Genomic DNA, 14,617 nt, shown 5'->3' with positions numbered 1-14,617 from the left:
TTTAGCCCGCCGGATGCAGCGCGGTGTGTAAAGCGCGCACTGCCTGTGCTGTGCGGGGGCCGAACCCCAACATCAGAAGGCCGTTCATTCGGACCACGGATCGCGTCTTTGCTGCCGGAGTGGTGCTGAGCGCAGGCATTGCAAAAAGGTCAGCATCACTGGTGGAATGATCTCCACCACGATCCATCATCAAGATCACGTCGGGCCTGGCTGCAGCAACAGCTTCGGCAGTGACGGGTTTGTAGCCTTCGAATGTGGATATTGCGTTTTTAGCTCCCGCCAGCCCGATGATTGCATCCGCCGACGTGTCCGTGCCGGAAGCCAAGATACGCCCTCCCTGAGTGCTCAGAATGAATAGCACCCGCGGTTTGGGGGCATCCGAAGCCGCCACGTCTTCAGCAACCTGAAGCATTTCCTGACGCACGCTGGCTGCCAGCAAGGCCGCCTTGTCTGGTACATTCAGCGCCTTGCCGACCGCATTGATCTTGGACGCAACCCCTTCAGCAGAGTAAACCTCCGGCGCTTCCAAGAAAGGAATTGAGGCCGATCTCAGAATGTTCACGGCTTCTGGCGGACCCGCACCCCCTTCGGAGACCACCAGATCAGGTGCGGCACTCAGAACGCCTTCGGGAGAGAGCGCGCGGATGTAGCCCACATCGGGTAATCCCAATGCAGCTTCAGGAAAGATGGACGTTGTATCGCGGGCCACCAGACGGTGTTCTTCTCCCAGTGCATAGACAATTTCCGTTACCGACCCTCCCAACGAGATAACGCGCGCCGGTGTTTCTTCAGCATGCGCGACTGAGGTGCCAAACGTCTGTGCTATCAGCAGGATCGTGAGCAAAAGAACGGCCCAGTGGTGTGGTTCTCCGCGATGCCGGATGCGTGGAACAAGCGCCATTAAACTGTCTCCACGGTGGCTTCGGGCAATTCACTGACAAGCGCGCGCCATGCTGGTCGGCTGTCTTGCCCCTCTTTGCCGACACCGAATATCTGGAAGATGAGCTGGCCTTTGTCGTCAAACGCCTCCACCGAGACCGCTGACCCGCGTTGCGTCGGCTTATCGACTGCCCAGACTTCTGCCACATGATCACTACGCAGATGCAGATTGAATCGCGGGTCTAAAACGTTTTGCCACGGCCCCATGGATTTGATCGTGTTCAAGGGACCACTGTGGATTTGTATACAGCCGCGGTTGCCGACAAAGACCATGACGTCGATACCTTGGTCGCGGACTGCTTTGAGCGCCACATCAATGGATGATGGTGTCAGCGCGCGAACGAAAGGACGTCCGGCAATGCGATAGGCACCCAGCCGGTTCATCTTGAGTTTTGATGTCAGGCGCAGGAACTGGTGGGTATCGGTCAGCCGCCCCCATTCCTTGCGCAAGATTTCCAATTTGGTTGGATCGGATTTCGGGGCCTCGGGGGATTGGCGCTCTGCAACCAACAGGGTTTCGTTTTGCTCAGGTAGCGCAATTTCCGCCTTTGCCAGAGCCCACGCGTCGGCCGTTTTTTGCGTCTCGCAGGAAGACCTTGTGTATTGCGTCACCTGCGGCATCAAATACCTGCAAGCTACGGCGGATACCGTCGTCGGTTTCCTTTTCCACCATGAAGGCGTGACGCCAGTGGCTGGGGAAAATGCGCAGATCAATGTCTTCGGTCAGCACCATAGCAGCGTGTGCACCGGGGTGGTAGTTTGCGTACACCCCGGTCTTTTCGTGTACGCATGAGGCATTCCGGGTCAGGGCCATGACCTCCCCGAATGCGGCGGCGGCATGTATGATCTGATCGGGATGGGCGACCACCGCTGTGGTTCGATGGCCGACATGAGCCGCGACCAGCTCGGCTTCTGACAAGTTCAGTTTGTCCGCCAAATCCCGATCACGCAGTTTCGTGTTTTCCGCACGCGCAGCGCGGATTGCTTCGGGTGTCAGTTGCGTCATTTCGCCATACCACTTCTTTTCACTGGGGTTTGGAAAGAGATTGCTTGGCGGTTTTTCACCTGGCGAACAGCGTTAACTGTTATTGTTGACACTTTTAGTCAGCTTTAGTAGACGCCGCAAGAGGCAAGCGTCAGACTTGCAAAAATTCTCAAAAACCTGCCGTGGCCAGCCTCTTGCAAGCTTTGGTTCTACAAGCTTTCAAGGGGACACCCATGCCAATCTTTTCTGCGCGCGCACTATTGCGTGCAACCACCGCCACACTCGTTTGCGTGCCATTTGCCACCGCTGCGCAGAGCCAGGACGCCGACACCATTGATGATTACCTTGGCACCATCGTGCTGGGCGAAAGCAAGCGGGAGGTGGCCATCGAAACCGCCATCCCGACCACTACGATCGACGACACGGAAATCAAAGATCGGCAGGCGGGCACCGTCGCGGAATTAATCGATTCCGTCCCCGGTGTGACCCTGGTCAATGGTGCAACCGCTGCCGGATCGGGGATCAACATCCGCGGCTATGGTGCCAATGCAACCTTCGGCACCGATCAAAAAGTATTGATACAGGTCGATGGGGCCACCAAAGGCAGTGAAGAACTGTATCGCATTGGCACGCAGCTTTACACCGACCCTTTCCTGTTCCGCGAAGTCGAGGTTACCCGCTTGTGTTGCAGGCCGCTGTTGCCGGTTAAGGCATTGCCCTTGGCTGGGGCAGGAAAACCGAAGGCATGATCGCAGAGGGCAAATTGATCCGACCCTGCCGCGAGAAAGTGGAACGGCCGACCGAGATTTCGGTTTTCCGTGGCAACGTGCATTCAAGAACTGATGATCTAGTCGAGTAGTTAACAGAAGAGCTAGAGGCTTAGCGGGCGTTCATTCACGGTGCAGCATTCGTCTTTAGGCTTGAAGCTGCGGTTCTCTGCAACTCGTGTCAGCGACGGTTCCTGCCCAAAGCGAACACTCACCTCAGCGGCTGAGAATGGCGGCTTTCATGAGCAATTTGATAGTAGCATGCTTGTAAGACGCCCATTATGTGCCCGAAAGCATCCTTGAAATACGCAGCGCATACCGATCAGTCATGCCCGAAATAAAATCCGCCATGCTATGCAGGGCCTGCTCAACATTCGAGATTCCTCTGAGATCGAGTAGCAGCGCCCGCTCTACCTGCTTTGAATGATCATCCAAACTTTTTCGATCCCAATTATTGGTGGCAAGCTGCTCGTAAACGGGCAGGATACCGGACAAGACATTGCCGATAATCCGGTGGCCAGAAACTTCCAATTCAGTCTTTCGCCGGGCAGTGAAGATCCTCTTCTTGGAGAGATCCTTGATTTCCTCAAACTGCTTACTCAGCTTCCCCGCCTCGACCAACGATTGAGAAAAAGTGCCTGCCATAATCGCACTGTAGTTTGCCTTGAAAGCCTCAAGGCAGTTTTCGATGCCCTTTCCGATGGCTACTGCGCGTAGGTAAGCGATCTGTTCGGCTTCGCTCATATCCGAGGTGTCCCGATTGGGCTTGTCAGCAAGGTCAAAAAGCGCTTGACGCACGACATCAAACTGGAGTTCACCGGTGGTAAAAGCGTCTTCGAGATCAACGATGTTGTAGCAAATGTCATCCGCTGCCTCGACCACGAACACCAACGGGTGACGCCGCCACCATGTATTCGAACCAACTTCAACTTTTGTCAGATTGAGCGTTTGAGCGACTTCTTCAAAAAGAGGCAGCTCAGAGTTGAAAACACCAAATTTTTTTCCGCCGAAGTATCCATCTTCCTTATAGGCCAAGTCCGAGAGATCCTTCTTGGTCGCTGCACTGAGGGGATACTTCATGAAGGCACCGAGCACAGCCTTTGATAGTCGCATACCGCCATCGTTGCGATACATTTCCGTTCTGGCGATGATACGGAGGCCCTGAGCATTTCCCTCAAATGCGCAGAACTCTTCCTGCAAGATCGGGTCCAGGTCAGCGAACATACCTTTGGCGTTCGTAAACTTTTCCAAGAACCATTCGCCAATTGCGTTCTCGCCAGAGTGCCCGAACGGAGGGTTGCCGATGTCATGCGCAGCGCAAGCAGCTTGAACGATATTGGCCAGACTGTTTTCCTCACCCTTGTCGATGATCTCATGCTCAACTAGCCATTGCCCGATTGCCATCGCCAGTGATCTTCCGACGCTGCCGACTTCAATGGAATGGATCAGACGGTGGTGAACATGGTCATGCTCGTAGAGTGGCTGCACCTGAGTTTTATTCGCCAGACGCCGAAAGGGCTCCGAGAAAACAATTCGGTCGTAGTCCTGTGTAAAAATCGACCTGTTCACTTGTTCCGAGTACTTTGGATCGTGCAGTCGTTCGTTCGACAGCAAGGTGCTCCATTCCATTTCAATAGTCCTTCGCTCAATAAAACAGATCGCAGCTTGATTACCTGAAGCTGTTTTGCTCTTAAAGCAAAGAAGGACCGTTTTCCGTTCTGACGCCCCAAAGCAGTAGACAGCCCATAGTCCCAGTCATTTGTAATTCGTAGGTCCGTGGATCGGGTCCGTGTGGCGCTTGGCCTGGCTACGTTGTTCCAGTTCGATAGACCAGGGCAAACACACCCGCAGCGAATGTACGGGTTGCCGGATGTCGTATTTGGGCAGCTCGTTTGACTTTGCAAAGTCCGACTTCTGCGCATTGCTTTCGTTGGTGCAGATTGAAGCGGATGTCAGAAATTCGCCTGAGGCGCTGAATCCAGAGTTAAAGACCTTATGTGCCGCAGCAGTTATTGGTAGCTAGGACACCAGCGAACTAAGCTGTGAGCCACCCGCCAAAACCGCCAAATTTGGTAAAAGTTGTCGTCCTACCCGACAAAAGTTGCGATTCAAGCCGGACAAGTTGCGATTCTTACCGGGCGACACACATGAAGTGGTTGGCTGGGATGGTAGGATTCGAACCTACGGTACACTGTACCAAAAACAGTTGCCTTACCACTTGGCTACATCCCAACGTGAGGCGGTAATTAAGCCCCTGAGCGCCGACGTGCAAGACCCGTTTTGGACAAAAATGGTGCAAAAATCCTGAACGCTCAGCAAATTGCATTGTGACAATCACGCTCCGAAGCCATGCAAGACAACCTTACTCTTTCGTAACATCAATCAGAATCGCGCCGGAGCGGGCGGAGGCTTCGACGGTTTCATGCGCCTGTGCCGTGCTTGTCAGTGGAAAAACCGCCTCTACCGGACAATCGAGCACATTCGCCTCAAGGGCGGTGTGTAGCCAATCAATAGTCTGCTGGCGCCGATCCTCTGGCAGCAGATAGATCAAGGCGATGTCGATGGTGACGGCCTTGAAAAGCAGCGGATAAAAGGGAAGGGTGGGTGACATTTCTTGCGCAGAACCATAAGCGGCAATAGTTCCGTTGGGGGCAATGACTTCGGTGTCAGTTTCAATGTTTTTGCCGAATTCGACCTCTACGATCCGCTCGATCAGCTGCCCATTGTTTGCATCCAGTATCTGTTGCGCAAGGTCGGTAGCGCTATAATCCAGAACGGTGTCGGCGCCAGCCCTTCGGCAGCGTTCAATTCCCGCCCCGCGCGCTGTCGCGATGACATTTGCACCGCCCCATTTTGCCAGTTGTACGGCAAGATGACCGACAGTCCCCGCGCCGCCTTGGATCAACAGGGTCTTGCCCGAGACCGGGCCATTCCCGAACACCACGTGAGCTGCGGTCAATCCGGGGATTCCCAGTATCGCACCGGTTTCGAAGCTGACATTGGAAGGTAGCGGAACGGCTTGCTTTGAGGGCAGGCAAATCGATGCTGCAGCGGTGCCAAAAGCGCGCTGCCATTGCCCGTTCCAAATCCACACCCGTTCTCCTATTCGAGACCGGGCGACATCCTGTCCAACTGCGCAGATAACGCCGGAACCATCGCTGTGCGGAATGATCTGGGGGAAGGCGGGTCTGGTGACACCAGGCCTTGAACCGGCGCGCGCCTTTACGTCTGATGGGTTCACGCCGGAATAAACCAGCTCCACGCAAACTTCACCAGGCTCAGGTACGGGAGGGTCAATTTCGATCAGTTTCAGCACGTCACTTGCTGCGCCAAATGTTTCGTAAGCAATTGCCTTCATCACGAACTTCCTTTGTGTTTTGGGCGGATCGAGACTAGCCTACCCTTGCGTCGCAGGAATGCCAGAGGCGATGCACTCATTTTTCGGAAGGTCAAGATGCGGGTGCTGCGTACGCCAGATGCAAGGTTTGACGGCTTGACCGATTTTCCTTATCGGCCGAATTACCTCGGCGTCGATGACACATCGGGTGGCGCGTTGCGGCTGCATTACCTGGACGAAGGGCCCGCCGCGACCAACACAATTCTCTGCATGCATGGCGAGCCGACGTGGAGTTATCTCTACCGCCATATGATTCCCGTTTTTGTAAAGGCGGGGCATCGTGTGGTTGCCCCCGACCTTGTGGGCTTTGGCAGGTCCGATAAGCCGGTGGAACGCTCAGATTATACGTATCAACATCATGTCGACTGGATGGCGGATGCGTTGGAGCAGTTGGACCTGCAGGACATTACGCTGGTCTGTCAGGACTGGGGCGGGTTGATAGGTTTGCGGCTACTTGCCGCGATGCCGCATCGCTTTGCCAGATTGGTCGTTGCAAATACCGCGCTGCCGACAGGTGATCAGCCGATGGGTCGGGCGTTTGAAAGTTGGCGCAGCTATTCTCAGGAAACGCAGGAGTTCCGTGCCGGAAGAATTGTCAGCGGCGGGACGGTTTCGAAACTGTCAGAGGCAGAGATCACCGCCTATGATGCGCCTTTTCCGGATGCATCCTATCAGGCCGGCGCGCGTGAATTCCCGATGTTGGTACCTGATCGTCCGGATGATCCAGCATCAGAACCTAACCGCGCCGCATGGCAGGTGTTGCGCCGCTTGCAGCTTCCGGTACTCACCGCGTTCGGAGCTGAAGACAAGGTTATGGCTGGCGGCGAAATCGCGTTCCAGCGCGAGATGCCCGGGGCAGCGGGCCAGCCCCATGTGATCCTGGAGAGAGCAGGGCATTTTCTTCAGGAAGATGTCGGGCCGGAGTTGGCAGCGATCATCAATCAATTCATTGCAGCCAACTGAGACGGCGTAGGTAGCCTCGTTATTCCCTGATCTCTTCCACGGAAACGCCCCAGAGGCGTGATTTTGGGGCCCATCCGCGATAGCCGCCGGATTTCAGCTGACACCATTCCGGACCACATTTGCCAAGCCGGGCAATCACACCGGCTTCGAGTGCCGCGTTTATGGGGGCTTCCGGATCGGGCCGCATATGCAAAGGCAACATATCTTGTTCCACGATCACGGTGCGGACGCCCGACAAGAGCGAGTAGTGGACCCATCCTCCCTGACCATCGCGGTCTTCGACGCGGCGCCAATGCCCGTGCTCTGCGGTGATTCGCAGCGGCATGTCGCGATGTTTGAAAACCCAGTCGATGCGATGGGTCAGCGACGGACCGCGCCGCACGTTGCCTTCTGCGGCTTTCATGGAAACGAACCGTGGCAAGGGAAGATGCGTGACCGGGCCTTTGTCTCGCGCAAGAGCAGGCTGGGCAGCAGCAGCAAAAACAAGCGCTGCGGCAAGGGCCGACAGGAAGAATTTGGTCATGACATCGCCCGTTATTCGTATTTTGCTCTTTTGAAGGCCCGAGGTTCTTGTGCCCCGTCGCCATCTCCGCCACCATGCCATGAAAAGCATCGTTGCGCCAAGTCCGGGGAGGCTCAAAATGTCAAAGCCAAAGCTGAGTGTTGTCGTTACGCGACGGTTACCCGAAGCGGTTGAAACACGTCTCTCTGAACTCTTTGACGTCAAATTACGGCAGGATGACACGCCGATGAGCAGATCAGAGCTATCGGAAGCTGTCAAAGCGGCTGACGTACTGGTCCCCACGGTAACCGATGACGTCGATTCTGCCTTGATCGGGCAGGCCAGCGACCGCCTGAAACTGATTGCGAACTACGGGGCGGGTGTCGATCACATAGATGTGTCAACAGCGCGTCAGCGCGGTATTCTGGTGTCGAACACGCCCGGTGTTCTGACCGATGACACGGCTGACATGACCATGGCGCTTTTACTGGCGGTCCTGCGGCGTATTCCCGAAGGGCTGTCCGTCATGCAATCCGATACGTGGGAAGGTTGGGCGCCGACCGCACATCTGGGTGGTCGTGTGGGCGGGCGTAGGCTTGGCATTTTGGGCATGGGGCGCATTGGTCAGGCGGTTGCGCGGCGGGCTGCGGCCTTCGGCATGCAGGTCCACTATCACAACCGGCGACGGTTACGCCCTGAAATCGAAGCAGACCTTGAAGCGACCTATTGGGAAAGCCTGGATCAGATGGTCGCCCGGATGGATGTCATTTCGGTGAACTGCCCGGCCACGCCCTCGACATTCCATCTGATGAATGCCCGTCGCTTGAAACTGATGAAGCCGGAGGCCGTGATCGTGAATACCTCGCGTGGGGAGGTCATCGACGAGAACGCGCTGACACGCATGCTGCGCGCGGATGAGATTGCCGGTGCCGGGCTAGATGTTTACGAACACGGGACCAAGGTGAACCCGCGTCTGCGTGAATTGAGTAACGTTGTCCTCCTGCCGCACATGGGCTCTGCCACCCGAGAAGGCCGGTTGGAAATGGGCGAGAAAGTGATCATCAATATCAAAACCTTTGACGATGGCCACCGGCCACCGGACCAGGTTGTACCTTCCATGCTTTGACTTCCCTCTCAACAGATCGGAGACGATATGCGCTATTTTCTCAGTGGACTGACCCTGCTAGCCGCTTCCGCGGTGCATGCACAGCAAGCCGCCGACGCGGTACAACCCGAAGCCGCGACACAAGGCGCATTTCAGGCGATCTCGCCGGAGGTGGCGACCGCGTTGGACGCAAAATTTGCCGGTGTCCCGGTCGAGGCGCAGAACTGGATGGTGGCCGCAGCCAACCCCTGGGCGGTCAAGGCCGGTGCCGATGCGCTGGCAAATGGTGGCTCTGCAGCGGACGCGCTGGTCGCCGTTCAGGCGATGCTTGGACTGGTTGAACCGCAGTCCTCCGGCATCGGCGGCGGTGCTTTTCTGGTGTATTATGACGCGGCGACCGCGACACTGACGACGCTCGACGGGCGCGAAACCGCCCCGCTTGCAGCAACACCGAGGCTGTTTCAGGACGGTGATGGCGAACCATTGGGTTTTTACGATGCGGTTGTGGGCGGTCTTTCGGTCGGAACGCCCGGTACTCCGGCCCTGATGGAGGATGCGCATGTGCGTTGGGGCAAGTTGCCCTGGGCAGATTTGTTGGCCCCGGCCATAGAGCGTGCCGAGAGCGGGTTTGACGTCTCCCCGCGACTGGCAGGCTTGATCGAGGGCGATGCGGAACGGCTCGGGCGATTTGCCACCACGTCCGAGTATTTCATGCCCGGAGGGACGCCGCTTGCGGCCGGTGATCTGCTGCAAAACCAAGCCTATGCCGACACGCTGCGCGCCATGGCGGATGGCGGTGCGCGGGCGTTTTACACCGGCGATATTGCGGCGGATATCGTGGCGACAGTGCAGGGGGCAGAAGGCAATCCCGGCGTGCTTTCTGCCGTTGATCTGAGCATTTACCGCGTCAAGGAGCGCCCGCCGGTCTGTGCGACCTACCGCGCGCACAACGTCTGCGGCATGGGACCGCCGTCATCTGGTGCTCTGACCGTTGGTCAAATCCTCGGGATGCTGGAAAACTATGACCTGAGTGCGGGGCCAAATGATCCGGAGGTCCGGCGTCTGATCGGCGATGCCTCGCGTTTGGCCTTCGCCGATCGTGGCCGTTACATGGCGGACAGTGATTTTGTCCCAGTGCCAACAGATGGGCTTGTTGCGCCTGCTTATCTGGCCGAAAGGGCCAAACTGCTGGGTGGTGATGCCGCGCTGGCTGAGGTTGCACCGGGGTCGCCGGAATTCGACCATGCGCTGATCTGGGCAGATGACGCCTCCATCGAACTGCCCTCGACATCTCATTTCGTGATCGTCGATGCGACGGGCAATGTGGCCTCGATGACAACAACCATTGAGAACGGGTTTGGCAGCCGGTTGATGGTGCGCGGATTTTTGTTGAATAATGAGCTGACCGATTTCTCTTTCCGCTCGCAGGCAGATGGCGTGCCCATCGCCAATCGGGTGGAGCCGGGCAAACGCCCGCGATCTTCCATGGCACCCAGCATCGTGATGAAAGACGGCGCACCGGTTCTGGCCATCGGCAGCCCGGGGGGCAGCCGCATCATCGGCTATGTCGCCGAAAGCATCATCGCGCATCTGGACTGGGGGATGGACGTGCAACAGGCCGTATCCGTTCCGCATGCGGTCAACCGGTTCGGCAAATACGATGTGGAGGAAGGCACCTCCGCCGAAGCCCTGACCGAAGCGCTGACGGGGATGGGGTTCGAGGTTGGCGCGCGTGCGCTTACGTCCGGGCTGCATGCCATCTCCATTGGTGAGACGCTGAAAGGGGGCGCTGACCCCAGACGTGAAGGCATCGCGCTGGGGCAATAGCCCGCGCGCGGTCAGGAGGAAGAACCCATGGTCAAACATGCCGATCTGCCGCGAAATGACACGGGGATAGAAACGGCTCTAGGAGTGTTGAAACAGCGCTTTGGGGAACGGTTGCAAACCGGTCAGGCCATTCGCGAGCAGCATGGGCATACAACCACATGGATCGAAAATCAGCCGCCCGATGCGGTGGTCTTTCCGGCCTCCACACAGGAGGTCAGCGACATTGTGACTGTCTGCGCGCAGCATGACGTGCCCGTCATTCCCTTTGGAACGGGCACGTCGCTTGAAGGGCATGTCAATGCGCCGGCGGGAGGCGTGTGCATCGACGTGAGCCGGATGGACAGAGTGGTTGAGGTCAATCAGGGCGATCTTGATTGCCGTGTGCAACCCGGTGTGACGCGCGAAGCGCTCAACACGCATCTGCGCGATCAGGGACTGTTCTTTCCGATTGATCCGGGGGCCAATGCCTCTCTGGGGGGGATGGCCGCCACCAACGCGTCGGGCACCAACGCCGTGCGCTACGGGACGATGAAGGACAATGTACTGGCGGTCGAGGCGGTGATGGCGGATGGCAGGATCATTCGCACAGGCACGCGCGCGCGAAAGTCATCCGCCGGGTATGATCTGACGCGTTTGCTGGTGGGTTCGGAAGGGACTTTATGCGTCATTACGGAGATCACCCTGCAGCTTCAGGGCATTCCCGAGGCGATAAGTGCCGCCAGTTGTTCTTTTGCCTCCGTGGATGCAGCCTGCCAGACCGTAATGTCGGTTATCCAATATGGTTTGCCGGTCGCCAGAATTGAGTTGCTGGACGAAACCACCGTCAAGGCCGTCAATGCCTATTCAAAGCTGAGTCTGCCTGAAACACCGCTTTTGCTGCTGGAGTTTCACGGGACTGAAGCCAGCGTGGCAGAACAGGCCGACATTTTCGGAGCCCTCTCGAAAGAGCATGGCGGGATCGGGTATCGGGCCACGGCGACAACGGAAGAGCGTAACAGGCTCTGGCAGGCGCGGCATGACGCCTATTGGGCGATGTTGCAGTATCGCCCGGGCGCGCAGGGGATCGCCACGGATGTTTGCGTCCCCATTTCCCGGTTGGCAGATTGTGTGGGGGAGGCGCAGGCCAAAGCGGCTGATCTCTCTTTGGTCGCACCAATTTTAGGCCATGCGGGGGACGGTAATTTCCACGTCTCTCTGCTGGTCGATATGGAGAATTCCGAAGAGCTGGACAGGGCCGCGGATTATGTCAGCTGGCTGAACGATCTGGCAATTTCAATGGATGGCACCTGCACGGGCGAGCATGGGATCGGGCAGGGCAAACGGCCCTATCTGGTCAAGGAACTGGGGGAGGCGACCCTTGTAATGTCGGCGATAAAACTGGCGCTCGACCCGCAGAACATCATGAACCCGGGGAAGGTTCTGCAATAGACAACGCAGTTGGAAAAAGACCGGTGGCCTGACGCCCATTTTACCCGCAGTGCCGAACACGGAGGCTCTTTTGCAAGGGGAGCTTCAGGCGGCCGCGGGCTTTGATGTCGCTTTCTCTCCATGACCGGTCGGGCGCGTTTTGCGCCGTTTTTCATCAACGGCTAATGCTACCCAAACAGATTGTCATGGAGCCTGTGTGATGAAAACCCAAGTCAAAGCCCTTGTCGTCGGCGGCGGTGCCGTTGGGACGTCCATTGCCTATCACCTTGCACGCGCCGGGTGGGACGACGTGATGCTGCTGGAACGCGACGAGCTGACTTCGGGCTCTACTTGGCATGCGGCCGGACTGCTGCCCTATTTCAACATGTCTTATGCGACAACACACATCCACGACTACTCGATCCGTTTCTACAAAACGCTGGAGGAAGAGACCGGTCTGAATGCAGGCTTTGCCGTGGTTGGCAACCTGCGGATGGCACAGACGCAGGAGCGTATGGACGAATACATGCTTTATGCCTCCACTGCCGAGACCTGTGGCGTGCCATATCAATGGATGACGCCCGATGAGATCAAGGCAAAATGGCCGCTCATTCGCACGGACGATCTGAAAGGTGCGCTCTATCACCACACGGATGGCTATATAAACCCCGCAGACGTGACGATGGCCATGGCCAAGGGCGCGCGGCAACGCGGCGTGATGATCGAACGCAAATGGCAGGCCGATGCTTTCCACTGGAACGGCACGCATTGGGAAGTGACCGCGACCAAAATGGCGGAAAAGGGCGGCAATCTGGTGCCCACGGAAGAACAGGTGGTGATCACGGCTGAACATGTTGTCACCGCCTCCGGCAACCACGCGCAGCGTACCGCCAAGATGCTCGGGATCAAGATGCCCGCAATCCCGGTGGAACATCAGTTCATCGTCATGGATCAGGACCCTGAACTGGTGAAATTCCGCGCCGAAGGCAATGTCGAGCACCCGGTCATCCGCGATGCTGATGCGCAATCCTACGTGCGCGAAGAGCGTGGTGGCTGGATCTTGGGCGTCTACGAGAAAAACGCGCCTGCGCGGTTTGAATACGGTGTGCCGGACAGTTTCCGAGCCGATCTCTTCCAACTCGACCTCGAACGGATCGAAGAGCAGTATATGGCGATGATCCACCGCGTGCCTTCCTGCGAGCAAAGCGGGCTCAAGGACGATTTCAACGGACCCATTTGCTATACGCCCGATGGCAACCCGCTGGTTGGCCCGGCGCCGGGCCTGCGCAACATGTGGCTGGCCGAGGGCTTTTCTTTTGGGATCACCGCCGCGGGCGGAACGGGTTATTACCTTGCGCAACTGATGGTTGAGGGGGAGGCAGAGATTGACATGGCTTCGCTTGATCCAAAGCGCTACGGCGACTGGATGACCACCGAATTTGCCGCGCGCAAGAATGAGGAATGCTACGACCACGTCTACATCCTGCATCACCCGGATGAAGAGCGCCCGGCCTGCCGCCCGTTGCGCACATCCCCGGCCTATGACCGGCAAGCTATGCGCGGGGCGCAGTTTGGATTTGTAAACGGGTGGGAAAGACCCAATTATTTTGGCCCACAGGACGCGCCAGACACTTTCGATCACGACGCGCGCAGCTTCCGCCGAGGCGGTTGGTGGCAATATGCTGTTGATGAGGCGAAAGCGATCCGCGAAGGCGTTGGTCTGATTGATGCCACGGCCTTTACCAAACACTTGGTCAAAGGCCCGGGGGCCACGCAATTCCTGGACTGGTTCACGTGCAACAAGCTTCCCAATGTGGGCCGTATCAATCTGACCTATGCGCTTACAGGGCATGGCACCACCCGGACCGAATACACCATCGTGCGGCTGGCGCAGGACGAATACTATCTTGTCTCAGCCGGTGCCTGGACAGCCTATGACGCGGATTACCTGCGCAAGGCGATCGAGGATAAAGCACCGGAGCTCGGCTATATCGAATGCCATGATGTGACCACGCAGTGGGGCGTCTTTGCTATCGCGGGTCCAAAATCGCGCGATGTGCTGAACGAAATCGTCAAAGATGCAGACCCGGCCACTGTGCTGTCAAACAAGCGGTTCCCGTGGCTGACCATGCGCAATATCGAACTGGGCATGTGCCCGGTGCGCGCCATCCGCGTGGCCTATACCGGCGAGCTGGGCTGGGAATTGCATCACCCCATCGAGATGCAGAACTACCTGTTCGATCAGCTCGAAAAGGCCGGTGAAAAGCACGGGATGAAACTGGTCGGTGCGCGCGCGCAGAACTGGCTGCGGCAGGAGAAATCCTATCGTGCCTTCGGCACTGAACTGGGGCGCGACGCCACGCCGCTGGAGGCCGATTTGCCGCGCTTTGTGGACCTGTCCAAAGACTTTCACGGCAAGGCTAAAATGGAAGAGATCGGTATGCGGTCCAAATGCGTCACCCTGTTGATCGACGGGCCGGAAGATGCCGATCCTTGGGGGCGCGAGGTGCTGTACCACGGGGAGACACGTGTCGGACGGCTGACCTCCGGCGGGTATTCCGTGGCCTTTGGGAAAAGCATCGGGATGGGGTACGTCACGCCGGATCTGGCGGTCAAGGGCACGAGGCTGAAAGTGAAAATGCTCGATCAGCTTTGGGATGCCGAGATTGTCGAGGACAGCCCATATGATCCCAAAAACGAACGCATTCGGATCGACGGATAAGGC

General features: G+C 57.5%; 9 protein-coding genes, 1 tRNA gene and 2 pseudogenes. 6 read left to right on the top strand and 6 right to left on the bottom strand.

The window, feature by feature from the left end:
- Position 1: 1 nt before the first annotated feature.
- Together ACOTTU_RS10890 and ACOTTU_RS10885 are read right to left on the bottom strand one after the other, a co-directional pair.
- Entirely contained in the window at positions 2 to 901 is a 900-nt protein-coding gene (locus ACOTTU_RS10890) for a heme/hemin ABC transporter substrate-binding protein (protein ID WP_425657971.1), read from the bottom strand.
- Positions 901 to 1,945: pseudogene (locus ACOTTU_RS10885) on the bottom strand (hemin-degrading factor). Before ACOTTU_RS10885 ends, ACOTTU_RS10890 begins: the two are co-directional and overlap by 1 nt.
- Positions 1,946 to 2,157: 212 nt before the next feature.
- Between ACOTTU_RS10885 and ACOTTU_RS10880 the strand changes: the two are divergent.
- Positions 2,158 to 2,604 (top strand): annotated as a pseudogene (locus ACOTTU_RS10880) (TonB-dependent receptor plug domain-containing protein); the annotation flags it as partial.
- Positions 2,605 to 2,970: 366 nt separating this feature from the next.
- On the opposite strand, the gene dgt reads toward ACOTTU_RS10880, so the two are convergent.
- The 3 genes from dgt to ACOTTU_RS10865 form a co-directional block, all read right to left on the bottom strand.
- Positions 2,971 to 4,320: a dGTP triphosphohydrolase gene (dgt, locus tag ACOTTU_RS10875; protein ID WP_425657969.1), complete on the bottom strand. Its 1,350-nt coding sequence runs from the start codon at positions 4,318 to 4,320 to the stop codon at positions 2,971 to 2,973.
- A 528-nt stretch (positions 4,321 to 4,848) separates the two neighbouring features.
- A tRNA-Gln gene (locus tag ACOTTU_RS10870) sits at positions 4,849 to 4,923 on the bottom strand.
- Between the two features lie 130 nt (positions 4,924 to 5,053).
- A complete protein-coding gene (locus ACOTTU_RS10865; RefSeq protein ID WP_425657967.1) occupies positions 5,054 to 6,049 on the bottom strand; it encodes an NADPH:quinone reductase in 996 nt (331 codons plus the stop codon).
- A gap of 96 nt (positions 6,050 to 6,145) precedes the next feature.
- On the opposite strand from ACOTTU_RS10865, the gene ACOTTU_RS10860 reads away from it, so the two are divergent.
- Positions 6,146 to 7,051 carry a haloalkane dehalogenase gene (locus ACOTTU_RS10860; protein WP_425657965.1) on the top strand — a complete coding sequence of 302 codons (906 nt, stop codon included), beginning with the start codon at positions 6,146 to 6,148 and terminating at the stop codon, positions 7,049 to 7,051.
- Between the two features lie 19 nt (positions 7,052 to 7,070).
- On the opposite strand, the gene ACOTTU_RS10855 is transcribed toward ACOTTU_RS10860, so the two are convergent.
- On the bottom strand, positions 7,071 to 7,574 hold the full coding sequence (locus tag ACOTTU_RS10855) for an SH3 domain-containing protein (RefSeq protein ID WP_298920558.1): 504 nt from the start codon (positions 7,572 to 7,574) through the stop codon (positions 7,071 to 7,073).
- Between the two features lie 118 nt (positions 7,575 to 7,692).
- On the opposite strand from ACOTTU_RS10855, the gene ACOTTU_RS10850 reads away from it, so the two are divergent.
- The 4 genes from ACOTTU_RS10850 (at position 7,693) to ACOTTU_RS10835 (ending at position 14,614) form a co-directional block, all read left to right on the top strand.
- Positions 7,693 to 8,679 carry a 2-hydroxyacid dehydrogenase gene (locus ACOTTU_RS10850; protein ID WP_425657963.1) on the top strand — a complete coding sequence of 329 codons (987 nt, stop codon included), beginning with the start codon at positions 7,693 to 7,695 and terminating at the stop codon, positions 8,677 to 8,679.
- 27 nt (positions 8,680 to 8,706) lie between these two features.
- Positions 8,707 to 10,485, top strand: a complete 1,779-nt coding sequence (gene ggt / locus ACOTTU_RS10845; RefSeq protein ID WP_425657961.1) for a gamma-glutamyltransferase — start codon at positions 8,707 to 8,709, stop codon at positions 10,483 to 10,485.
- Between the two features lie 27 nt (positions 10,486 to 10,512).
- The gene (locus tag ACOTTU_RS10840) at positions 10,513 to 11,913 is read left to right on the top strand and encodes an FAD-binding oxidoreductase (RefSeq protein WP_425657960.1); all 1,401 of its coding nucleotides are present in this window, start codon (positions 10,513 to 10,515) and stop codon (positions 11,911 to 11,913) included.
- Between the two features lie 199 nt (positions 11,914 to 12,112).
- Positions 12,113 to 14,614, top strand: coding sequence for a GcvT family protein (locus tag ACOTTU_RS10835; protein WP_425657958.1), 2,502 nt, complete (start codon positions 12,113 to 12,115; stop codon positions 14,612 to 14,614).
- The last annotated feature ends 3 nt before the right edge of the window (positions 14,615 to 14,617 follow it).

Origin of the sequence: Roseobacter sp. EG26 (genome assembly GCF_049830555.1) — a bacterium.
Taxonomy (GTDB): domain Bacteria; phylum Pseudomonadota; class Alphaproteobacteria; order Rhodobacterales; family Rhodobacteraceae; genus Roseobacter.
Note: the sequence above shows the minus strand (reverse complement) of the source record. Positions and strands in the feature narration are given on the sequence as shown.

Bases quoted from the DNA above. Each gene is read 5' to 3' on its own strand.
- ACOTTU_RS10840 (WP_425657960.1), top strand. From the start codon at position 10,513: ATGGTCAAACATGCCGATCTGCCGCGAAATGACACGGGGATAGAAACG.
- ACOTTU_RS10865 (WP_425657967.1), bottom strand. From the start codon at position 6,049: ATGAAGGCAATTGCTTACGAAACATTTGGCGCAGCAAGTGACGTGCTG.
- ACOTTU_RS10860 (WP_425657965.1), top strand. From the start codon at position 6,146: ATGCGGGTGCTGCGTACGCCAGATGCAAGGTTTGACGGCTTGACCGAT.
- ACOTTU_RS10835 (WP_425657958.1), top strand. From the start codon at position 12,113: ATGAAAACCCAAGTCAAAGCCCTTGTCGTCGGCGGCGGTGCCGTTGGG.
- dgt (WP_425657969.1), bottom strand. From the start codon at position 4,320: ATGGAATGGAGCACCTTGCTGTCGAACGAACGACTGCACGATCCAAAG.
- ACOTTU_RS10850 (WP_425657963.1), top strand. From the start codon at position 7,693: ATGTCAAAGCCAAAGCTGAGTGTTGTCGTTACGCGACGGTTACCCGAA.
- ACOTTU_RS10890 (WP_425657971.1), bottom strand. From the start codon at position 901: ATGGCGCTTGTTCCACGCATCCGGCATCGCGGAGAACCACACCACTGG.
- ggt (WP_425657961.1), top strand. From the start codon at position 8,707: ATGCGCTATTTTCTCAGTGGACTGACCCTGCTAGCCGCTTCCGCGGTG.
- ACOTTU_RS10855 (WP_298920558.1), bottom strand. From the start codon at position 7,574: ATGACCAAATTCTTCCTGTCGGCCCTTGCCGCAGCGCTTGTTTTTGCT.